This is a genomic window from Pseudoalteromonas sp. 2CM39R (assembly GCF_023161845.1).
The window spans coordinates 18,271-41,458 of record NZ_JALNTM010000016.1 but is presented as its reverse complement, the minus strand read 5'-3'; the positions used below and the strand labels follow the sequence as shown (position 1 = coordinate 41,458).

The 23,188-nt window shown below is 40.3% G+C and carries 19 protein-coding genes; 11 read left to right on the top strand and 8 right to left on the bottom strand.

Translation table 11 applies throughout. From position 1 onward, the window contains the following. Nucleotides 1-23 precede the first annotated feature (23 nt). Both MTF66_RS27985 and MTF66_RS27980 read right to left on the bottom strand, forming a co-directional pair. Nucleotides 24-1,484 carry a M48 family metalloprotease gene (locus MTF66_RS27985; RefSeq protein ID WP_175082796.1) on the bottom strand — a complete coding sequence of 487 codons (1,461 nt, stop codon included), beginning with the start codon at nucleotides 1,482-1,484 and terminating at the stop codon, nucleotides 24-26. 1 nt (nucleotide 1,485) lies between these two features. Further along, nucleotides 1,486-2,151, bottom strand: a complete 666-nt coding sequence (locus tag MTF66_RS27980) for a hypothetical protein (RefSeq protein ID WP_058586236.1) — start codon at nucleotides 2,149-2,151, stop codon at nucleotides 1,486-1,488. Nucleotides 2,152-2,517: 366 nt separating this feature from the next. On the opposite strand from MTF66_RS27980, the gene MTF66_RS27975 reads away from it, so the two are divergent. After that, nucleotides 2,518-3,585, top strand: a complete 1,068-nt coding sequence (locus MTF66_RS27975) for an AI-2E family transporter (protein WP_058586235.1) — start codon at nucleotides 2,518-2,520, stop codon at nucleotides 3,583-3,585. 118 nt (nucleotides 3,586-3,703) lie between these two features. After that, on the top strand, nucleotides 3,704-5,959 hold the full coding sequence (locus MTF66_RS27970; protein WP_248529313.1) for an aminotransferase class V-fold PLP-dependent enzyme: 2,256 nt from the start codon (nucleotides 3,704-3,706) through the stop codon (nucleotides 5,957-5,959). Between the two features lie 72 nt (nucleotides 5,960-6,031). Here MTF66_RS27970 and MTF66_RS27965 read toward each other — a convergent pair whose 3' ends face one another. Further along, nucleotides 6,032-7,063, bottom strand: coding sequence for a LacI family DNA-binding transcriptional regulator (locus MTF66_RS27965; RefSeq protein WP_248529312.1), 1,032 nt, complete (start codon nucleotides 7,061-7,063; stop codon nucleotides 6,032-6,034). A 348-nt stretch (nucleotides 7,064-7,411) separates the two neighbouring features. Between MTF66_RS27965 and pgi the strand changes: the two genes are divergently transcribed. From pgi to MTF66_RS27940, 5 genes are all read left to right on the top strand, one after another. After that, the gene (pgi, locus tag MTF66_RS27960; RefSeq protein ID WP_058586232.1) at nucleotides 7,412-9,058 is read left to right on the top strand and encodes a glucose-6-phosphate isomerase; all 1,647 of its coding nucleotides are present in this window, start codon (nucleotides 7,412-7,414) and stop codon (nucleotides 9,056-9,058) included. Between the two features lie 267 nt (nucleotides 9,059-9,325). Continuing rightward, nucleotides 9,326-10,798, top strand: a complete 1,473-nt coding sequence (gene zwf, locus MTF66_RS27955) for a glucose-6-phosphate dehydrogenase (RefSeq protein ID WP_054563610.1) — start codon at nucleotides 9,326-9,328, stop codon at nucleotides 10,796-10,798. A gap of 5 nt (nucleotides 10,799-10,803) precedes the next feature. Further along, complete coding sequence (pgl, locus tag MTF66_RS27950) at nucleotides 10,804-11,514, top strand: 6-phosphogluconolactonase (RefSeq protein WP_248529311.1); 711 nt, start codon at nucleotides 10,804-10,806, stop codon at nucleotides 11,512-11,514. Between the two features lie 710 nt (nucleotides 11,515-12,224). Then, on the top strand, nucleotides 12,225-14,765 hold the full coding sequence (locus MTF66_RS27945) for a TonB-dependent receptor (RefSeq protein WP_058586356.1): 2,541 nt from the start codon (nucleotides 12,225-12,227) through the stop codon (nucleotides 14,763-14,765). Nucleotides 14,766-14,841: 76 nt separating this feature from the next. Next, nucleotides 14,842-16,353, top strand: a complete 1,512-nt coding sequence (locus MTF66_RS27940; RefSeq protein ID WP_248529310.1) for a tryptophan halogenase family protein — start codon at nucleotides 14,842-14,844, stop codon at nucleotides 16,351-16,353. Nucleotides 16,354-16,391: 38 nt separating this feature from the next. Here MTF66_RS27940 and MTF66_RS27935 read toward each other — a convergent pair whose 3' ends face one another. Continuing rightward, nucleotides 16,392-17,102, bottom strand: coding sequence for a DUF6445 family protein (locus MTF66_RS27935; protein WP_248529309.1), 711 nt, complete (start codon nucleotides 17,100-17,102; stop codon nucleotides 16,392-16,394). Between the two features lie 243 nt (nucleotides 17,103-17,345). On the opposite strand from MTF66_RS27935, the gene MTF66_RS27930 reads away from it, so the two are divergent. Together MTF66_RS27930 and MTF66_RS27925 are read left to right on the top strand one after the other, a co-directional pair. Further along, the gene (locus MTF66_RS27930) at nucleotides 17,346-18,050 is read left to right on the top strand and encodes a SapC family protein (protein ID WP_248529308.1); all 705 of its coding nucleotides are present in this window, start codon (nucleotides 17,346-17,348) and stop codon (nucleotides 18,048-18,050) included. Nucleotides 18,051-18,175: 125 nt separating this feature from the next. Next, complete coding sequence (locus MTF66_RS27925; RefSeq protein ID WP_248529307.1) at nucleotides 18,176-19,210, top strand: isoaspartyl peptidase/L-asparaginase family protein; 1,035 nt, start codon at nucleotides 18,176-18,178, stop codon at nucleotides 19,208-19,210. A gap of 68 nt (nucleotides 19,211-19,278) precedes the next feature. Here the strand turns inward: MTF66_RS27925 and queF are convergent, their stop codons facing one another. Beyond that, nucleotides 19,279-20,124: an NADPH-dependent 7-cyano-7-deazaguanine reductase QueF gene (gene queF, locus MTF66_RS27920; RefSeq protein ID WP_248529306.1), complete on the bottom strand. Its 846-nt coding sequence runs from the start codon at nucleotides 20,122-20,124 to the stop codon at nucleotides 19,279-19,281. Between the two features lie 59 nt (nucleotides 20,125-20,183). On the opposite strand from queF, the gene syd reads away from it, so the two are divergent. Beyond that, nucleotides 20,184-20,723: a SecY-interacting protein gene (gene syd, locus MTF66_RS27915; protein WP_054563617.1), complete on the top strand. Its 540-nt coding sequence runs from the start codon at nucleotides 20,184-20,186 to the stop codon at nucleotides 20,721-20,723. 78 nt (nucleotides 20,724-20,801) lie between these two features. On the opposite strand, the gene MTF66_RS27910 is transcribed toward syd, so the two are convergent. The 3 genes from MTF66_RS27910 to MTF66_RS27900 form a co-directional block, all read right to left on the bottom strand. After that, complete coding sequence (locus MTF66_RS27910; protein WP_054553724.1) at nucleotides 20,802-21,575, bottom strand: Zn-ribbon-containing protein; 774 nt, start codon at nucleotides 21,573-21,575, stop codon at nucleotides 20,802-20,804. Then, nucleotides 21,575-21,841 (bottom strand): hypothetical protein, encoded by a 267-nt coding sequence (locus tag MTF66_RS27905; RefSeq protein ID WP_055021916.1) that lies wholly within the window; start codon nucleotides 21,839-21,841, stop codon nucleotides 21,575-21,577. The genes MTF66_RS27910 and MTF66_RS27905 overlap by 1 nt, the downstream gene beginning before the upstream one ends. 155 nt (nucleotides 21,842-21,996) lie before the next feature. Next, a complete protein-coding gene (locus MTF66_RS27900; protein WP_036969581.1) occupies nucleotides 21,997-22,227 on the bottom strand; it encodes a DUF2789 domain-containing protein in 231 nt (76 codons plus the stop codon). 147 nt (nucleotides 22,228-22,374) lie between these two features. On the opposite strand from MTF66_RS27900, the gene MTF66_RS27895 reads away from it, so the two are divergent. Beyond that, nucleotides 22,375-23,022: a GNAT family N-acetyltransferase gene (locus MTF66_RS27895; protein ID WP_248529305.1), complete on the top strand. Its 648-nt coding sequence runs from the start codon at nucleotides 22,375-22,377 to the stop codon at nucleotides 23,020-23,022. Nucleotides 23,023-23,188 lie beyond the last annotated feature (166 nt).

The window sequence follows — 23,188 nt, the reverse complement described above, 5'->3', positions numbered from 1 at the left end:
TTTTAGGGCAAGCGCCGCGAGACTTAAAGTCTCGCAAGCTCTTTTTGTAATTGGCGGTATTGTGTAAGTAGGGCTTTTAAACGTTGTTGTTTAACTAGCTCTTCAGGCTCAACAAAGTTTAGTGCTTTTTGAATTTCATCAGCAGCTTTTAAATAAGCGCCATATTGGGCAAGCACATCGGCATGCGCTTCATGGTAGGAAGCCATATTTTCTTGCTTTTTATAGACATCAGCAATGAGCTCTTTGGCAAGATTGTTCTCAGGTTTTGCTAATAAATAAGATTTTAAAATACGTTCAGCAAGCTCAAATTGTTTAGCTTCAATAGCGGCATTTGCATAGTTTAAGGCAATCACCTGATTGTTAGGTCTATCGATATCTAACTTAGCTAAAAACTCTACTGCTTCATTCGCTTTACCTTGCGCAATGAGTAAGTCAGTGTGGGTATCAATATAAAATAAATTCTTTGGATCTTGCTCAAGCAATGGATTCAAAATGCTGGCTGCTTCATCAAGCTTTTTTTGGTCCAACAAGCTAATACCCAAACCATATTTAAGTGCAGTGTCGTTATGAACGGTATTTTCACGCATTAGTTTACGAAATAAATCTTCTGCGGCTTTTGACTTTTGCTGATAGCGAGCAATAACACGGCTTTTAGCTAAATTAAACTCTAGGCTGTCGGAGTAGTGTCTTTTTGGATACTGCTCGGCACGTAATCGCACATCAGAGACACGGCTTTCAGGCAATGGGTGAGTGAGCAAAAAGGCGGGCGGCTTATATTTGTAGCGAATTTGTGCGGCAAGTTTAGTTAAAAACTCGCTTGATTGGCGAGGATCAAACCCTGCATTGTTTAAGGTCTGCATACCAATACGGTCTGCCTCTTGTTCAGCAGCACGGCTATGAGTTAATTGACTAAATGCCGCTTGTGTTTGGTTTGCTGAGATAATGGCTATGCCGGCATCAGGTGCAACGACAGTAGCTAAAATACCCGCAATCATACCTGCTATAGTTAACGCGCTGTTATCTTGCTGCTGTTGAATACGACGGGCTAAATGGCGCTGCGTTACGTGAGCAATTTCGTGGCCAAGTACTGAGGCAAATTGGCTTTCGTTATCGGCTTGTGCGATAAGACCCGTATGCACACCTACGTGGCCACCATAAAAGGCAAAAGCATTAATTTCAGCGTTGTTTAACCAGAAAAATGAAAATGGAAAACGCACATCGTTGGCGTTTGCGACTAAACGACGGCCCAAAGTGGTCAGGTACTCATCAAGAACAGGATCACTTACAACGGGTGATGAGCCACGAATTTGCATCATCATCACTTCACCGATCGCTTGCTCTTTTTCAATCGGCAAAGCTTGTAAAGCTGAGGTCCCTAAATCGGGCAGCTTAAAGTTTGTTTGTGCCTTCAACGGCTCACTATGCAGTATTGAAAACGTCAGTAATGCACTGCACAGTGTAATAAAGGCTGATTTTAGTCGCATCTTATTCCTTGTTGATTTGCTCACCTAACATGACTTTTGCTAAGTCTATTTCGTCGCTGCATGCTCGGCTGTCTTTTTCGCACAATTGATAGAAATCTTTTATTGTGACTCCATCTAGCTTAACAACGTTCAACTCTCGTTGTAAAAAAGTTATGATTTTATGCGCTACTTTATGGGCATGAAGAATTAAAGCTTTGTCAGCTTTATCGCCTCTTTCAAAGTAAAAAGCGATGAATTTATGAAGCTGGTTAAAGCGAATAAGGTTTTTCATGGTGTGCGGGTCCCACACCTTAAATTCCATAAAGCGATTGTCTTTGATGTATTGGTCTACCATAACATCTTTAGCATAAGGGTAGGCCCATAATTCGAAACCTCGGTCCGTAAAGCTTTGATGCAAAGCAATTCGCGGTTTTTGCTCACAGACAATTTCGCCCATGTCAGTCTCATGACCACCTAATAAATCAAGGTTCCAATTGCGTGGATCAATTAATTGTTTAACGGCATTATCAAAACCGTGGTCTAAAATCCCTTCAGATTCGCTAACCGATGATGCCACCATATGATAAAAAGGCGGTAGCTCGCCCCAGTTTATTTGTTTTTTATACCAGTTTATCTCTTTAAGAGTTGGATTCGCAGGTAATTGCGCTTTATTATGCGAGCCAGGCATGGAGTTTCCTTTACTACCAGTTATAGATTAAGGATAAACTATTGTTTTGCGTGTTTTAAGAAAAAAATGAGTTGTTTCTCATTATAAAGACTTATTTTCGCAAACGGCCTACACCTTATACTTATTATTCATATTAATAACGCAGTTGATTCGCTATGTTAACGGTTGATTTAAGAGGCTATAAGTGCCCTCAACAATTTATTCAGTTTAAATTAGGGTTGAATAAGGCAACATCAATTAAACAACCCGTGACTTTTACATTTAATGCTGCTGAGGCAACGGACGATATGCAGCGATTTTTAGAAAAACATCATTACCATTTTAAAATTGACCTAGAATTAGGTGTACTAACTGTGGAGTCCATTCGTGTTTGAGTATGTAAAAGCCTGGTACGAAAATAAATTTTCTGATCCCCATTCAGTAACCTTGTTGTTACTGCTTATTGCAACCTTTGCATTTTTCTACTTTTTTGGTTCGTTAATCGTGCCAGTTTTAGTTGCCTTGGTGATTGCCTATTTACTTGATTGGCCTGTTGCTCACTTAGAAAAGCTGGGTTTAAAACGCTTTACCGCAACGATTCTTGTTATGTTGGTATTCAGTGGCTTGATGATCATGATTATTGTCGGCATGGGGCCTGTGCTTTGGCAGCAAACCAGCAACCTAGTTCAAGAAACCCCTTACATGATTGAAAAAGGTAAAGCGCTGCTTTTACATCTTCCTGAAGATTACCCAAGTTTGATTACTGAAGATCAGGTTAAATCAATTGTTACCAGTGTAGAGACCAAAGCTATTGAGTTTGGTCAGTTGGTGCTATCGGTGTCATTAACTTCGATAAAAGATGTGGCAGCTTGGCTGATTTATCTGATCTTAGTGCCGCTCCTGGTGTTCTTTATGCTTAAAGATAAATTAGAGCTCACACAAAGTGCCGAACGCTTATTGCCTAAGCAGCGCCGCTTGATCATTCAGGTTTGGCAAGAAATGAATCAGCAAATCATGAATTATATCCGCGGTAAGGTATTTGAGATTTTAATTGTTGGTACTGCATCTTTTATTGCTTTTGCTGTGCTTGATCTTCGCTATGCGGCTTTACTAAGCGTGTTGGTTGGTTTATCTGTGCTTATTCCATTTGTAGGGGCGGCATTGGTGACCATTCCTGTCGCTGCGGTGGCGTTATTCCAGTTTGGTTTAGAAACTCAGTTTTGGACTATTTTAATCATCTATGGCGTGATCCAAGCACTTGATGGCAATGTGTTAGTGCCGTTACTGTTCTCTGAAGCGGTCGATTTAAACCCAGTGTTTATCATCGTTGCAGTATTGTTTTTTGGCGGTTTATGGGGCTTTTGGGGGGTGTTCTTCGCAATACCGCTGGCTTCATTAGTAAAAGCGCTTATAAATGCCTGGTCTTCTAAGCAGGTTGAGCTAATAGAAAGTTAGCTTAGTCTTAAAAAGTATAGAAAACGCACTTTACTGACTAATTGATTATTATAATTTAGCCGTGAAAAATGTAAAATAGGTTATAAGATATATCTTTTAGTAATATGGTGCGTTTTACATGGCAAATTTTTACCTTCCTGACGATGCTAATCAGCAAATTTATTTAGATGCGAATGCAACGACTCCTGTACTTCCTGAAATTGCCGATGTGGTTTCGCACACGATGCAAGTCTGTTTTGGTAATCCATCAAGCTCTCATATTACGGGTATTCAAGCAAAACACCTATTAGAACAAACGCGTAACAAAGCACGTGAAGTCATTGGCGCTACCGACGGCGATATTTTATTTACCTCAGGTGCAACAGAAGGTATTCAAACGGCGGTTGTTTCTACGCTTATTGCTGCAAAAAGTCATCAAATCGAGAATCCGGTATTACTTTATGGGGCAACAGAACATAAAGCGGTGCCAAATACCCTAAAACATTGGAACAGCGTGCTTGATATCAACGCACAGGTATTAGCTATTCCAGTAGATAAGAACGGTATTTTAGACCATGAGTTTATTCGTAAACATGCTGCAAATGCACTGATGATCTGTACCATGGCAGTAAATAACGAAACCGGTGTATTCCAAGATTTAAGCGCTATTGAGCAAGTCATTCGTAGTGAAAACACCCATGTGGCTTGGATGGTTGACTGCGTGCAGGCATTAGGTAAAACCAACTTAGCGCTAAGCCAAACTACCATTGATTACGCCCCATTTTCTGGCCATAAATTGTATGCCCCTAAAGGTATTGGCGTACTTTATATTCGTAAAGGCAGTGCGTATACACCATTTATTGCTGGCGGCGGTCAAGAAAGCGGTATGCGTTCAGGCACCGAAAACTTACCAGGCATTGCCGGTTTAAATAAGCTGTTCTCGTTATTACTTGATAAACAAAATCAAACATTCAAGCCAATTGAGCAGCTACATGCTTTTCGCGAGCAATTATTAGCTGCATTAACAGACACCTTTGGCAGCATCACGTTTAATCACAGTTTTGAGCATTCAGTGCCAACAACATTAAACTTTGCTGTAAACGAATTAACCAGTAAAGAAGTGATGGATTTATTTGATGCGGCGGGTATCCGTGTTAGTGGAGGCTCTGCATGTAGCTCAGGCGCAAACCGTAGCTTTGTTTTAGATGCGATGGGAGCCAGTGATTGGCAAAGTGAAAACGCGATACGTATGTCGTTTGGCCCTGCTGTGAATCAGCAAGAGATTGATTTTGCTTGCGATAAAATTCGTTCATTAAAACCGATTCTAGAGGCAAATTGTCTTGTTGTGTCTGATAGTACATCGCCTCAACACGAAGTTTGTGCGATTGGCTTAACACAGCTACGTCATCAAGCTGCGTGCTGTTGGCTATATGTAGACAGCGATAAAAACGCAGTGGTGATTGATCCTATTATTGAGCTTATTCCGCGTATGGCGAAAATTGTCGCGACACAAGGTCTAACAGTAAAAGCGATTTTAGACACCCATAATCACCAAGAGCGTTTATCGGCTCGTTGTTTATTATCAAAAGAGCTCGCAGAACGTTTTGTTGCTAATGAAATAGATGAACTTGGCTGGCCAAAAGATTCAGCAAATATCGAATTAAGCGATGCACGCTTAACTAAAGTAGCGACACCGGGTCATAGTGACGATAGTGTTAGCTATTTATTGTCAGATACACAAAGCGGTGATATCAGCTATTGCTTCTGTGGTGATTTAATCCTACCAGGTGGCTTAGGTAACACAGCAATTAGCGGTGGCGATGCTGCGAAAATGGCTCAGTCATTAAAACAGCTTGCTATGGCAGTGCAAGATTCTACGGTAATTTGTTCAGGGCATGATTATCAGCAATGTTTTGCTATGGATTGGCATGCACAAAAGGCAACGACACCATTATTAGCAAAACTATTAAGTGAACAAGTATCAGATGATGAGTTTGTTGAATTAAAGCAACAAGCGGATGAGCAAAAGCATACTGTAAGTCATTCTTTATGTGGCTATGTTGAAACACTTGAAAGTGCGCCAATGAAACAGCTTGCTGCAAGTGATGCTAAATTAATGTTAAATGATAAAGCCACTTACTTAATTGATACTCGCGAACCGTATGAGCATGGTGCGAATAATTTGGCAGAAATATTCACAGTTGCTGATAGCAAAGTGATCAATATTCCACTCAGTCGTATGGCAAACGCTATCGTGCTAGGGCAGCTTGAGAAAGACCATATTTATATTTTGGTTTGCCGAAGTGGTAATCGTTCTAAACAAGCTGCAAACAATTTGTCGCAGTTAGGGTTTGAAAACGTTTATAACTTAAATGGCGGTTTAGCATTGCTTTAATGGTTAGTAATTAGATATAAATCAGTCATTAAAAAAGCCGCTATAGAGCGGCTTTTTCGTACCTTGAATAAGTTAAGCTGAGGTTGGGCCTGAGCTTTCCCGTACTACTAATGAAGGGGTAAAGGTCGTGATGATGTCTTTATCTTGATTACGTGCACCACGGGTTTTTCTAAACAGTAAACGCGCTGCATGCTGCGAAATCACATCATTCGCCTGATGAGCTGTAGTGAGTTTAGGCCAAGTCTGACGCGAGAACGGAGAGTCCTCGAAGCCGGTAATTGATAACTGCTGTGGAATTTCGATACCCATTAAACGTGAGGCGAATAACGCGCCTGCTGCCATTTCATCGTTACCGCCAAGAAGGGCAGTGATGTTATTCGGGTTATTCTCACCCAGCAATGCTTTTGCACCTTCTACACCTGATTCGAAAGAATACTGGCCTTCGTAGATCAGCTTATCATTCATCGTGATGCTGTGATCTTTTAATGCGGCCTGATAACCCTCTAAGCGTTCAGTTGTAGATTTATGTTCTTTGTCACCACATAAAAAACCAATATTTTTATGGCCAAGGGAGAGTAGGTGAGAAGTAATTTCGTACGCAGCGGCGTAGTCGTTCACATAGATACAAGTGTCTTGGTCATCTTCTGTAGGGCGACCAGAGAGTACGCGTACATAATGAATGCCCATTTCATCAAGCATATCGATAATGCTATTTTGCTCTGACAGCGGTGGCGTTAATACAAGGCCTGCTAAGCGAGAGCGCTTGATCATGGTTTTAAAGTCTTCTTCCATGTTGCCATCAAGGTAATTACATGGATGAATCACCAGCTCATAGCCTTCTTCTTTACAGCGCGACAACACACCGTTTTGCATATCGATGACATAATACGCATTCGGGTTGTCATAAACTAAACCAACAGTAAAAGACGATGTGCCTGCTAGGTTACGAGCTGCAAGGTTTGGTTGATAGTTCAACGTGTTAACAGCGTCCATCACTATGTCGTACGTTTTTTTTCTGACCGATGGCTCTTTATTAATTACTCGCGAAACGGTTTTCATTGAAACACCAGCGAGCTTGGCTACATCATTTATGGTTACTTTCATACTGTTACTTTATAGTTAGTTATATTTGTATTATAATAATATCGAAAAGTGTTCACCAGAGCGCTTTTTCTTAATAGGTACATTAATATTTAATATAAGTTAGTTAGTGTATCTAATGTTCTACCAAATTAGCAGTAAAATAATTGAGATAATTTTTATGATACCGGTGTCAAAAGAGAAAAATTGCGCTATTATCTCGACTATAAAATGTAAAAGTAGAACATTGACAGCGTTGTCATTTTAACTTAGTGTTAATTTTCATCGTATTTTTAATTGCTGTCTTTATTCAACATTAATAAAAAGATAGTTAAAAATCAGTTTGTTGCAAGTTTTGAGGGGATTATATATATGAGCAGCCGTTCGCAATTAGCTAGTTGGCAAGCACTATCTGAAAGTGCCAAGAAGATGAAACAAATTCATCTTAAAGATTTATTTGCCAAAGATAGCACGCGTTTCGAGCAATTCTCTGCTCAGATCCCAGGTGTATTATTCGATTACTCAAAACAACAAATTGATAAGACTGTTTTTGAACAATTAATTGCTTTAGCGAAAGAGTGCGATATCAGCGCATGGCGCGACAAGATGTTCAGTGGTGAGAAAATTAACATTACTGAAGACCGTGCTGTACTTCATACTGCTTTACGTAACCGCGCTAACACAGCTGTGATGGTTGATGGCGAAAACGTAACAGACGCTGTTAACGCTGAGCTTGCTAAAATGAAAGCCTTTGTTGGCAAAGTACGCAGTGGCGAGTGGTTAGGCTACACAGGTAAAGCTGTAAAAGATGTTGTTGCTATTGGTGTAGGTGGTTCAAACCTTGGTCCGCAAATGGCAACCGAAGCACTTGCTGCTTATGCTGACGACACATTAAATGTTCACTATGTATCAAATGTTGATGGTGTTCAAATTGCGTCTGTTTTACAGGGTTTAGATGTTGAGACAACATTATTTGTTATCTCATCTAAAACATTTACAACCTCAGAAACCATGACTAACGCTAAATCGGCTGTTGAGTGGTTTTTACAAACAGCACAAGCGCAAGAACATATTGCTAAGCACTTTGTAGCTGTAAGCACCAATTTAGAAAAAACAGCGGCCTTTGGTATCGCTGATGAAAACGTATTCACAATGTGGGATTGGGTAGGCGGTCGCTTTTCTTTATGGAGTGCGATAGGATTACCAATCGCCCTGTACTTAGGCTTCGACGCGTTCGAAGAGATCCTAGAAGGTGCGTTTGAAATTGATGAGCATTTTAAAAATGCTGAATTTGAAAATAACGTACCATTGTTAATGGCGCTTTTAAGTGTTTGGAACACTAGCTTTTTAGGTTATACGGCACAAGCTATTTTACCGTATGACCAAGCACTACACATGTTACCTGCGTATTTACAGCAAGGTGAGATGGAAAGTAACGGTAAACACGTTACTTTTGCTGGTGAAACGGTTCCTTACACGACGGTTCCAATTATTTGGGGTATGACAGGTATTAATGGTCAACATGCTTTTTACCAATGTCTGCACCAAGGTAATGTAATTGTACCTGCTGACTTTATTGCCTCAATTGAGCCGCAAGTAAATGTTGGTAAGCACCATGATATTTTATTATCAAACTTCTTTGCACAAACCGAAGCGATGATGGCCGGTGTTGATGCAGAGCAAGTAACTGCAGATTTAACCGCAAAAGGTAAATCTGAAGCAGAAATTGCAGAATTATTGAATCATAAGATTCACCAAGGCAATCGCCCAACAACGTCAATGTTGTTAGATAAAGTTGATGCGAAAACGGTAGGACGTTTAATTGCGCTTTATGAGCACAAGATCTTCTGCCAAGGCATTATCTTAGAAATCTGTTCATTTGACCAATGGGGTGTAGAGCTAGGTAAGGGACTTGCCTCTAAAATTGAAGCTGAATTATTTGATGACGCAGTCAGTCATCCACACGATAGCTCAACCAACGGACTGATCGCTTACTATAAAACACATCGTAAGCAGTAATAGATTCGCAGCAACAGCTGCAAACCGAATACCTTTGAACGGGTAGCGCTGGAGTTCTTAGGGCCTGTATTTTTGTGAGAGGATTTACAGAGCCCCTAAGACTCATTTACTTCAGCCAACATAAGAATAATGAGTAAACTACTTACAACAAATTCAACAGGCTTTGTTAAAGGGATCATCTAACACAGCCAATCAACCAGATAACAACACGCACTGCCATACTGCATGAGTCGATTAACATGGCATTGCCAATGTAGAGAGTGATATATGTTAAATCCATTTGATATCGTAATTTTTGGGGGCGGCGGTGATCTTGCGTTACGTAAGTTACTTCCTGCAATGTATCGCGCTTATCAAGAGGGCAACCTTCCTCAAGGTTCTCGTATCCTTCCTACGGTACGTGAAGAAAGCAAACGTAAAGAATACATCGAAACAGCACATAAAGCGTTACAAGACTTTTTAGGTAAAGGTGAGTACAACGCAAAAGATTGGAAAGCATTTTCAGCTTATCTTGTGCCAGTTGTAACGAATGTAACTGAAGCCGATGACGACTGGGATAAACTAAAAGATATCCTTGATGAACACGATGCTGATAAGTCTCGTGTTTTTTACCTTTCATTACCACCTGCAGTGTACGGTAGCTGTTGTGAAATCTTATCTAAGAAAGGTCTGATCACAGAAACGTCACGCGTTGTTGTTGAAAAACCGATTGGTTACTGTGGTGAGTCTGCTGAAGCAATCAATGCAAAAATTGCTGAATACTTCAAAGAAGAGCAAGTATTCCGTATTGACCATTACTTAGGTAAAGAAACAGTACAAAACTTAATGGCACTGCGTTTTTCAAACTCACTGTTTGAAAACCTGTGGGATGCAAAATCAATCGATAACATCCAAATCAGCTTATCAGAAACCGTAGGTCTAGAAAGCCGCGCTGGTTTCTACGATAAAGCGGGTGCATTACGCGATATGGTACAAAACCACTTGTTGCAATTACTTTGCTTAGTGGCAATGGAATCACCAAACAAATTAAACGCGAACAGCATCCGTACTGAAAAATTAAAAGTACTTGAGTCTTTACGACCGTTAGTGGCTGAAGATGTTGATGCAAACATTGTACGTGGTCAGTATGTACCAGGTAACTTAGACGGTAAAATCGTCCCAGGTTACTTAGAAGAATTAAACGAAGGTGCGAGCAAAACAGAAACTTTTGTTGCTATTCGTGCGCACATCGATAACTGGCGTTGGGCTGGTGTTCCTTTCTATCTTCGTACTGGTAAACGTATGAAAAAGCGTTGTGCTGAAATCGTTGTGGAATACAAAAAAGTATCTCACAACGTTTATACCGACAACGTAGGTAACATTGAGCCAAATCGTCTTGTTATTCGTCTGCAACCAGAAGAAACAATTCAATTAACACTGATGTCTAAGCGCCTTGATAACCTTGAGATGCAATTAGAACCAGTAACTATGAACATTGAGTTATCGCAAGCGTACAGTAATGGTTTCCATTCAGATGCTTACAAGCGCTTAATGTTAGATGCCGCAGCAAATAACCCATCACTGTTTATTCACCGTGATGAAGTGCGTCAAGCATGGAAATGGATTGACCCAATCATTGAGCGTTGGCAAGAAAAAGGTGCACCATCATTATACCGTGCTGGTACATGGGGCCCTGAAGATGCAGATGAGCTTTTAGAAGAAAACAACCACGTTTGGTTTAACACAGGCGATAAGGCGTAATTAAGATGGCAACAATTGTTGAAAAATTCTTTGCAAACAAAGACGAATTAACAGCTGAGCTTTCTTCAAGCCTTGAACAAAACCTTGTCGCTGGTATTAAAGAAGATGGTCGTGCGGTACTAATGGTATCGGGTGGCTCATCGCCAGCACCTGCTTATAAGCACTTATCGAACCTTGAACTTGATTGGGCAAACATTGATGTTGCTATGGTTGATGAGCGTTGGGTTGATGCTGATCATGAAAAAAGTAATGAAGCATTTATCAAAAGCACGTTATTACAAAACCATGGCGCTGCGGCTAATTTCGTAACAATGAAAAATGACGCATTAACGGCACAAAATGGTGTTGCTGAATGTGAAGCTGCATACAAAGCATTAAAGCGTCCTTTTGATGTGACGATTTTAGGCATGGGTCCAGATGGTCATACGGCTTCTCTTTTCCCTCATGCTGAAGGTTTAGAACACGGTCTTGCGACAGATGATTTAGTATGTGCAATTAATGCTATTGAAAGCGATGTAACAGGTAAAATCACTGAGCGTATGACGTTAACTTTAGCTGCGATTGCAGACTCTAAAGTAGTGAAGCTTTTAATTAGCGGTGAAGAAAAGCTCGCTGTTTACAAGCAAGCGAAAGAGGGCGGTGCAGTTGCTGACATGCCTTTACGTGCTGTATTGAATCACCCGCATATCAATATTGAAGTTTATTGGGCGCCTTAATCGCCTGATTAAAGTCAATGTCAAAAGCGAGCTATTATGCTCGCTTTTTTGTTTTTAAATTCTCATCTTTAACAAACGATTTTGCATAAATACGCTTTCTTTAAATAGCCCGATAAAGTGTTAGACAAGTACAAAAGGGCTCTATATAATTAAAAATGACAACGCTGTCATTGTTATTGGTTATTATTCTCAATATTCCCTTTAACTCATTCTGCCCAGAAAAAGTTAAAATAATTTGCACATGACAGCGTGCTTTTAGGAATAGGTTACTTTTTTAAGCTAATTTATTGTTAGATAACGGGTTTTATATAACTTTTAGTTATGGTTAATAAACGTCCAATGGAAACTAAAGCTTACAAAAACACATGTAATTTTCAGCAAATTTCAAAAACTCATCCTTTTGGTCTTTTCATCTGCAATATCACTCATGCTATATTTGCGCCGTTTATTTGTAACAATTCTTAAAAACTCAATATTAAATATTAGTTATATCAATAACTTGATTATTTCGTTGTAAATTTTTTGCACAAATTAACCAAAAAGATGTAGCACAAATGTAATTTAGAGTGTATGGTTTGTTACTAGATGACAGCGTTGTCATCATCACTGGGCAGAAGTGATATAAAAAACCAACAAAATGATTCAAGGGGAATCCTGTGTTAGCTAAAAATTTTAAGAAAAGCTTATTAGCAGTTAATATCGGCCTCGTAATGAGTGCTGGGTTCACTGGCGCTGCATACGCAGCAGAAGAAACTAAAGTTCAAGAAGATGTTGAAGTAATTGAAGTTCGCGGTATTCGCCGTTCACTTGAAGCTTCAATGAATACTAAGCGCTTTGCTGACAGCGTTGTCGATGCTGTTTCTGCAGAAGACATCGGTAAGTTTCCTGATGGCGATGTAGGTGAAGCACTTGGTCGTATTTCAGGTGTTGCTGTTAACCGTCAATTCGGTCAAGGTCAGCAAGTGTCTATTCGTGGTGCTTCAAGCCAATTAACACGCACACTTTTAAACGGTCAAACTGTTGCATCAACAGGTTGGTATGACCAACAATCAATCGACCGTAGCTTCAACTACACGCTTTTACCACCTGAATTAGTTGGTGAAATCCAAGTTTATAAATCTTCTCAAGCTGACGTTGTAGAAGGTGGTGTTGGTGGTACTGTTATTGTTAACACTCGTAAGCCACTTGATCTTGACGCTGGTACGACTTTCTTAAGTGTAAAAGGCGATTACGGCACAATCTCTGAAGAAACAGACCCTCAAGTTTCTGGTTTATTTAGCTGGAAAAATGACGAAGAAACATTCGGTCTACTAGGTTCTGTTTCTTGGGCTGAAACAAACTACCAACGTAACGGTATCGAATCACTGATCGGTTGGGGTGATATTGTTCCTACTACGTTCCAACAAGAGCGTGAGCGTACAGCATTAAATGCAACTTTTCAGTATCGTCCTACAGAAAACCTAGAGCTAGGTTTAAACATTATGAGCCTTGAGTTAGATGCAAACAATGCAAATACCTCAAACTTCGTAATGTTCCCTGACGACAAAGAAGCAGCTTGTGAGCAAACAAATGCATCAGGTACATGTACTTTCTACCGTCGTACTGGTGAAGGTGTGAATCCAGGTTGGACTCAAACTTGGGCACGTATTGCAAGCATGACATCTGACACAGCAGATTTCAGCCTTAAATACGAAGCTGACTACTTCACACTAACAGGTCGTTTCGGTACAACTGAATCAGAAGGTGGTACAGACCTAACTGCAAACTACGGTAACTTCATTGGTGTTCCATCTGATTACGCAGGTACTTATGATGCTACTGGTGATGTGATCAAAATTGACATCAATAACAAATACTTTGAACCATCAGACTTTGCAGGTCCGTTATCTCCAGCTGGTTGGGCACTTAAAAAGCAACCTAACACAGATGAAGAAACTTACGCACAGTTAGACCTTTCATTCCCTGTTGATTTTGGTGCTATCACAGCAATCAAAACAGGTTTCCGTTGGGCTGATCATGAAGTAAAACAAGAGACTTACTCAACTACTTTAGTTGATACATTACCAAGTGGTGATGGTGAGACTTACTACTCAGGTACAATGTCATCAGGTGCAGGTTTCACTTTACCTGAGCCAGATTTTGACAAAATGGTATCTGATGCACGTGCTGCAATTGCAAGCTTCGATAATGATTCAGCTGTATACCGCTCAGGTTACGGTACAATCGAAGAAGAAAACTTCGCAGTTTACGCAATGGCTGAGTTCTCTGCAGAATCTATCCGCGGTAACTTCGGTTTACGTTATATCTCTACAGATGCAGAATCAGATTACTACGGTTTTGCAAATGGTGAGTACGAAAGTTCACTAAGCACAGATAAAGCGAGCTACAACGACGTATTACCTAGCATCAATATCGCATTCGATTTAGCTGAAGATGTAATTTTACGTACCTCTGCTGCACAAGTTATTGCACGTCCTAACTACACAGATATGTTCTCTGCATCATCCTTTGCAGGTTACGCTGATGGTACAGCAAATAACGAAGTACTAACTAAAGGTAACGTAGGCCTTAACCCATTCAAAGCAACTCAAGCTGATTTAGGTATCGAGTGGTACTTTGATGGTGACGGTATGGTAAGTGCAACTTACTTCTTCAAAGACATCACATCATTTGTTACTTCAAGCCAAATCTTGAATCAACAAATCGGTGTTGTAGACCCAGATACTCAAGGTGATAACTGGACGCTATCTACTAAGCTTAATGCAAGTGGTGGCCAAATCGAAGGTATCGAGCTACAAATTCAAGATGGCTTTGACAGTGGCTTTGGTTACTCAGCAAACTACACATTCGTAGATGCACCATCAGAAGCTGAAAACTACCCAGATATGATCCCATTATTCTCAGATTCGTCTAAGCATACTGTGAACTTAGTGGGTTACTATGAAACAGATACTTACTCAGCACGTTTAGCTTATAACTGGCGTTCAGAGTACATGATCCGTGAGCTACCTGGTTTCTACGGTAACCGTGAGCATCAATCATACGGTACTCTTGATTTCAGTGCTAACTACAGTGTAACTGATAACATTGACGTAACGTTTGAAGCTGTTAACTTAACTGAAGAAGACAGCGTACAAATCGGTGTTGCTCCTTCTGATGCAGAAGTCGTTCCTGAGCTTCGTAACGGCTACCCAGCATGGAGCTTTGAAGGTGAAGCACGCTACAAGCTAGGTGTATCACTACGTTTCTAATTTGATTTAGATAACGAAATTAAGAAAGCCCAGCTCGCACTGGGCTTTTTTGTGAGTAAAAAGTGGGCGAGTAAAAATGATAAAAAAAATCGCAATTGTTGGTGGCGGAACAGCAGGTTGGTTAGCCGCTAACCATTTGGGTCACGCGCTTTTGCAAAGTGGCATTGAGATCACATTAATCGAGTCTCCTAATATTGCCAGCATAGGTGTCGGTGAAGGTACTGTTCCTTCGATGCGCAACTCTTTGCAAAAGTTTGGTATCAGTGAAAGTGACTTTATCAACGAATGTGATGTTACTTTTAAGCAGTCAATCAAGTTTGTAAATTGGCTAGATAAACACAAACATGGTGCTAACTTTTACCATCATTTATTTGATCACCCACATATATTCGGTGAGGAGTTAACGCAGCAGTGGCTTGCTGAGGGTAACGGTAATGATTACGCAGACTTTGTTTCTAAGCAACATGCGTGTTGTGAAAATAACCTAGCACCTAAAACAATTGCGACACCGCAATATGCAGGTATCAATGGCTATGCCTATCATTTTGATGCTAAAAAGTTTGCTGCATTCTTAGGAAGCCATGCCACGCAACATTTTGCTGTAAAACACTTGTTTGCAGAAATTAAAGATGTCAGCTGTGATGAGCAAGGTTTTATTACATACCTAATCGACTCAGAAGGTAACGCCTTAGAATTTGACTTTATTATTGATTGCTCCGGTTTTTCGGCTGCCTTTATTGGGCAAAAACTAGGGGTGGGCTTTGTTGATAAGTCAGATAGTTTATTAACTGATACTGCAATCACATTGCAAGTACCGACACAAAACGATGATGAAATACCGCCTTACACTATTGCTACGGCACACCAAGCTGGTTGGATCTGGGATATTGCGCTCACAGAGCGAAGAGGAGTGGGGTTTGTTTATTCATCTAAGCATATGAGCGATGAGCAAGCACACGCTAAATTGCATCATTATTTAGGTAATAAATTTGAGCACTTAACGCCAAGAAAGATCCCGATGAAAGTAGGGCATCGAGAAAAAATGTGGCACAAAAACTGTGTCGCTATAGGGTTGTCACAAGGGTTTGTTGAGCCACTTGAAGCAACTGCCATCTTAATTGCAGACTTTTCTGCGGGGTTATTAGCAAAGCGTTTTCCGCGTACCCGAGATGACATTAACTTAGTTGCTGGTGATTACAATCAGCAGGTGAATTATGTATGGCAACAAACGTTTGATTTTATAAAAATGCATTACTGTATTTCGGATAGAACTGATTCAGCCTTTTGGCGTGATAACAAAAAAGCCGACCAGTTATCAGAAAAACTAAAAAATAACCTAGCACGCTGGCAGCGCTTTACACCAGTACGCGAAGACTTTGCCAGTAAGTTCGATTTATTCGACTTAGAAAACTACTTATATGTATTGTTTGGTATGCATTATGTACCTGCCAAACAGCAATATAAGCAGAGCGACAATCAACAAGTTGCTAAATTTAAACAGCAGCGCGTCAAGCAGTTATTAAATGAGCTACCTAAGCACAGAGAGCTGTTAAATAAAATAAAGAAATTTGGCTTACAGAAAAACTAACTTTATTAACTGAGCTGGCTAAAAAAGTATTAGCCAGCTTAGCTAATTCTAAAAAACGAAGAGATAGATAAACGGCTGTTGCTTAGATCATTGCTGTACTTTTTGTGATTAAAAAGAGCTGCGCTATGCAATAGGTTGCTCTTATAAATTACGAGCCTATTTACCTTCGCTTCAATATCCACCACTTTTTCAAAAAGCTCTGTTGTTTCATTTAAATAGCCTTGATGAGTTGCGCTGTGTTTTTCAGTATCAGCAACCATGTTATGCACGCTATTTTGGTTATCAGCTGTCACTTTAATAATATTCTCAGGCAGGTATTTGTATATACCTGTGCCGCCCCAGTCTTTGGGAGACAAATAATGCACTGCTGCAAATGTTTTATCATCCGTTGAATCAATATGTGGCATACGCTGCAAGGTATTTAATTTATCCGCATTTTGAGTAACTAATGAAAGCTTACAGCGGTGAAGATATAAATTATTTTCACCGCTTGTAATGATCCCTTGCTCTAAAAGCTCGTTAAGTAGCCGCTCAAAAGCTCGATAATAAGGCGCAGGCATTTCATCTCGTTTGCCTGGGTAGAGTGTGCCATCGCTGCCAAAAGGCTGGAAATAGGCCGTATCTGTGGCAAATTGATAAATAGGCTCAAGGCTGTGTAAAAAGTCATCAATAATAATGACGGCCTCATTAATTTCAGCAATGAAAACGCTGCTTACTTTATAGTCTTTATTTAATTGATAGCTTTCCATTGTTTGCCCCCGTCTCCCTATAATTGTTGAATATACTAACAAAAATAGTGGCTTATGCGTGATAATATTTACTTGCTTATAGCTTGTTTTTTCATCATTTGGGGTTGATTGGTAATGTAGGTAAATTTGTTAATTTATAATGTACAAACTGCCACAAAATTTTCACTTCCTTTTTGTTGCCAAAACCTATAGGCTTTGGGCACTAACAGCAAAAACATATTATAAAATTAATGGAGCAGTATCATGGCGGAGCAACAAGTACAGCCTTTACATAACGAAAAACATGCCAACACTAAAATTCAAAATGGCATCAACATTGAGTTCATGAAAACTCAGCACTTAGTACCTGTGGTTGCACACGAATTTGCACGCATCGCAAATGAATTCCCAATGGCATTTGTTAAAAACAACGAATCAGGTCAATTCCAAGCAGTTGCTTTATTTGGTCTAGAGCCAGGCGAGAACCTTTTCATTCAAGACGACAAATGGACAGCTGCATTTGCACCTATGTCTATGACTCGTTACCCACTTGGTCTTGTTAAGCACCCAGAAGCTGACCAATTTGGTATCGTAATCGACGAAGCAAGCCCACTTGTAAGCGAAGAAACAGGTAATGCACTTTTCGAAAACGGTGAAGAAACTGAGTACCTTAAGCGTCGTAAAGAAGCACTTGTTTCTTTCATCGAGTTCTCTCAGGTAACTGAAGCATTCACTAAGTACCTTGCAGACAAAGAACTACTAGTAGCACAAACGCTAACGGTAGAAATCAAAGGTGAGAAAAAAGACATCAACGGTATCTACCTTGTTGATGAGAAAAAACTTAACTCACTAAGCGATGAAGAGTTCTTAGACCTTCGTAAGCGTGGCTACTTAGCACCTATCTACTCTTTCTTAACGTCTACTCACCAAGTAGCACGTTTAGCGCGTTTAAAAGCAGCTCAAGATTAATTTTAAGCTGCTGAAAAAAAGCGCCGTTAGGCGCTTTTTTTGTTTCTTTCGTCGGTTAAAGCTTGAAAACCGGCGCCGAATTATTCACATTGGGCTTACAAACTAAAATAAATATAAGTGCCCCTATGTTAAAAACATTACTCACCTCTGCCATTGCGTTTAGCGCATTATCATTTAGTACTTTAAGCCACAGTAGTGATCAACCTTTTGCTATCGCCATTCATGGTGGTGCAGGAACGATTGAAAAGAGCCGCTTCACGCCAGAGCAAGAAAAAGCCTATCGTGCAAAACTAAAAGAAGCTGTTGAAACAGGCTATGCGGTGCTCGAAAAGGGCGGCGAGAGCCTAGATGCCATCACTGCGGCAATTAATGTGATGGAGAACTCGCCGTATTTCAACGCTGGTCGCGGTGCTGTATATACTTATGACGGTGCACATGAACTTGATGCATCGATTATGGATGGTCGCACACGCCAAGCAGGTGCTGTTGCAGGGGTTAAACATATTGAAAACCCAATTAACCTAGCGCGCTTAGTGATGGAAAAATCAGTGCATGTTATGCTCAGCGGTCAAGGTGCTGAAGAGTTTGCAAAAACTCAAGGTATGCCGCTGGTTGAAAACAACCTATTTGATACTGAGCACCGTTATAAAGCCTTATTAAAAGCAAAAGAAAAGCTCGATAAACAAAAAGTAACTAGCAAAGACTACCAAGCTGCACACAAAGCCCTGCCTGTTAATTACAAAATGGGTACTGTCGGTGCAGTTGCACTTGATAAAAACGGTAATATCGCCGCAGGTACCTCTACAGGTGGCATGACAGCAAAACGTTTTGGCCGTGTGGGCGATTCACCAGTGATTGGTGCGGGGACCTTTGCTGAAAACGAATCATGTGCAGTATCTGCGACAGGCCATGGCGAGTACTTTATTCGTTACAATGTGGCAGCTGATATTTGTGCTCGCGTAAAATACCAAGGTAAAACCATTGTGGAAGCGGGGAACGAAGTGATCCACGATGTATTAATGCCTATAGGTGGCACAGGCGGTGTGATCATTATTGATGCTAAAGGTAACATCAGCTTGCCGTTTAACACCGCTGGTATGTACCGTGCGAGTAAATCAAATACATCACCAACGTATGTGGGTATTTTTAAAGACGAGTAATTACCTGTAACGAATCTTCAGACAATAAAAAACCGAGTTCACAACTCGGTTTTTTATTGTCACCAAAGTTATTGGCGATTAATTTTTACCTTGAAGGGTGTTTCATCTTGATTCGTTGAGCGATAAGGGTTGATATCTAAACCACCACGGCGTGTATAACGGGCATACACTTCTAACTCTTCGAGGTTTAACTGCTGCATTAAATCGCAGTAAATACGCTCTACACATTGCTCATGAAATTCGTTGTGAGTTCGAAATGAAATTAAATATTTTAATAAGGCTTCATGGCAAATCGCTTGGCCTTTATAACGAATAATCACACTCGCCCAATCAGGCTGTGAGGTGATCAAACAGTTCGATTTTAGTAAGTGACTGTGTAGGGTTTCTGAGACAATCTCATCACCATTATGGCGAAGTGAGCTTGCATCAATATCATAGCTGGTGATTTCGATATCCAGATCATCAATACATTCGCCCGGTAACGCTGAAAATGGCAAACAATTGAAATCATCTGCTTGGTATAAAGTAACGACCACCGGTGCATTAACTGCATCTGACAAGTCTTTGCTAAGCGCTTGATGTACGCCATCTAGCGTCTCAAAACGTGTTTGATTAAAGCTATTTAGGTACAGTTTGAATGACTTAGACTCAATGATATGGCTGCTCTGACAAGGAAATACAAACGTTGCCACAGCGACCATTGGCTTACCCTTGCTATTTAGCCACGATAATTCATAGCCAGTCCAAATATCTTGGCCTTTAAACGGTAAGCTATCTTCGCTAACACCTAATGCATCACGGTTTAATTTACGGGCAATAGGAAACAGTAAACTTGGTGTGTAGGTATCTACATACTCTGTGCTTTTACCAAGAACACTGTTTTTCAGTTCGGGTGAGTTGCTGTAATCTGTCATCTTTACACTTTTGTAGTTACAATGGCGGCATTATACCTAAAGCCAATGAGTTTCGCAGTATGTCTGTTTCTACAAAACTAGATAAGTTACATCAAGCATTTAGTGAAAAATGCCTAGAACGCACAGGAAAGCTTCCTGTTATTGAACATGATACAGCATGGCCAAGTCCATGTGAGCAGGGCGAAGTCGATGAGCAGGGGCTTATTCAGTGGTGTGCAGTTCCACAACAACCTGCTGGCAGTTTAGAAGACTTAGCCAAGGCGCTAGAGCTATCGTTTCCTGAAGATTTAAGCCCATTGTTTGGTCATGTCTATGCAGGTAATTTGTTATTGAGTATTGATGATCATCACATTGAACTGCTACAAGCATGGAATGAAGATGATTTTAGTCGCTTACAGCAAAATATTACCGGTCACGTGTTAATGAAGCGCAAGCTAAAGCAGCCAGAAACCGTATTTATTGGTCTTACAGAGCAAGATGATCTGCTGATCACTGTATTAGTAGAAAGCGGTGAGGTTTGCTTAGAGTATGTGGGTAAAAAACCACATCATGTGCTAGCGAATAGCATAAGTGAGTTTTTAGACAAAGTAACGGTATAAACTTAAAAAGTAAAAAGGGGCGGTTGCCCCTTTCGTGTATTTGGTTATTACCTTTATTAGGTTATTGCCTTTTTTAATTTATTGAAAATCCCACGAGATATTCGAAACAATGCCACAGGGCTCGCAACGAAAATCAAATAAGCCAAACCATGGCTCTGGTAATTTCCACTCGCCATCGCAGCTTGGGCAGCGACGTTTAAGTTCTGACTCTTTATCAACGCCGCCTACACGGTATAAATAGTAATAAACCGGCTTCTTGGTTAGAAAACTAATGCGTTTAGTGATATCACGACCACGGCGGTATAAGTCACTCTTGATGCTCGTTAGCTCTTCAAGCGCAGGAAATTCACAACGGGTTGCACCATTGATCTGAATTTGATCGCACGCTTGCCAGTCTTCTTGCCATTTAATGAGTGTTTTGTAATCGCCATTGGCAATTGCTGGAATGCGAAATAACGGCACAGGCAAAAAGTCATCACCACAATAAAGCGGGCTACAGGTGTGCACATACGTGGTATACAAAATATAGCACGACGGATCATGACACATGTCTGCGCCATTTGAGTGAATGTCTTGGCCGACCACTTTAACTTTTGGTGCCAGTAAGCCTGCAGTGTTTAATTGCTCAATGCTATGTTTTACAAACGGGCTATGGTTGAGCGGATGCATCGCATCTTCGGTAGGGCACATTACGCGAGTAATGAAAAATCCATCTTTTAAAACTGTTGGAAATTCATCACCAATAATTTGGCCGTTAAAACGAAGCGCATTCACTAGGCGGTTTATCGCCTGCTCAGCAAGCTCTAGGGTAGTATCTTGGTAGCAATCAAAAGTCAGATCGACAACAAACATTATTTTTTCTCAAGCAGTGCTAATAACCTATCTAATTTAGCTTCAATACGATCCAATTGACTTTCTTTTGGTGTACTCAGTTGTTCATTTGACGGGTTATTGATGAAATTATTAATTGAATCCGGATTGTTTTTATATTGGCTAACCGCTGCGATGATCACAGGCATCGGCATTGGTTGGGCTAGCTTACTTTTAGTTAAGGCAACTGTCGGGGTTTTACCTTCATCAAGAAGGGTTTTAATTGCATCAAATACAACGGCATTCATTTTTGTATAAACTCTTTTATAAAGACTAAAAAGCACCGCAGTATATGGGCTGCAGTGCGCGCGTATGGTAGCAATAATAGATGTGGAGTGAAATTACTTTCCTAATTAACGAGCTAAAAGAATGTTATTTAAGCTCGTAAATTAGGTCGCAGGCGTTACTGGCGTAACCTTGCGTCTAATTCATCAATCACCTCGCTCCAAGCACCATCTTCTGCAAGTGATTCTGCTAAAAAGTGTTGCTGAGCTTCATCCCAAAAAGGCGCTTCCTGCAATAGGGTTGTATCAGACAGTTGATGGGATGCTATAAAAGCATCTATTTCACTTTCTTTGCTCGGTAAACCAAGTTGTGCAAATAGGGTTGAAATATCATGTTTTGTCGTATCCATAGTTCTGCTCCTTGTGTATGGCGATAATTATTACTGCTTGAACTTAATGATGATGAACCGCAGTTTAACTTACGCTGAATTTGTCTTTAATCGCTGTTGGGTATATACCTTATAGTCTAGTACGAAAATAATAAAACAAATAAAAGGATGAGTATTTTGACAGTTGCTGAACCCGAAACCTTAAGTGTGCAATACCTTAGTGCTGAAGATATTAGCACTGCCGCAAGCCTTATTTATCAAGCCTATCATGATGATCCCGTTCTTCAGAATGTATTAGGTTTTCAACAAGATAACCCAAGTAAATATGAAACTAAATTACGTGCTTTAGTACGTGAAGAGCTAGCAAGTTTCTGGCAAGAAAAGCAGCCTCTAATAGGTCTTTACTCACAAAGTAGATTAAAAGCCATTGCCTGTGTATTTGATTCGGCAAGTGAACTGCAAGCTGAACGATACTGGCATTGGCGCTTAAAACTGATGCTTAGTGCGGGTTACTTGCAAACCAATCAGCTTATAGAAAAAGAGCGCACTATTCGTGAAGCGCTCTCGAGTAAAGGCCATTATCTGTTTTTAGCCTTTATAGCCGTTGACCCACATTTTCAGGGGCAAGGTTTAGGCAGATATCTGCTACGAGGGCTTGATGATTTAGTTGAGTCAAGCAATCGAGCAAGTGGTTTAGCCGTATTTGTTACTCGCTCTGAACAGCGCGAATTCTTTAGCTCTGAAGGGTTTGAAGTGTTCAAAGCATTAAGCTTTAACCAAGTTGAAGGTGACTTGATGTTCAAAGCAGCAAATTGACAAAAGGACGTTTTGGAAATAGCAATGTGAGATAAATCTCACATTGCTGTGCGTTTTATCAGTTTAATGCCTTTAAATTTGTACCCATAATTGCTTATTGTAATGATTTTAAAGGATTTATTGTTTTTGTCATTTTTGTGACTTAGAAAAAATTACTTTTTATGCC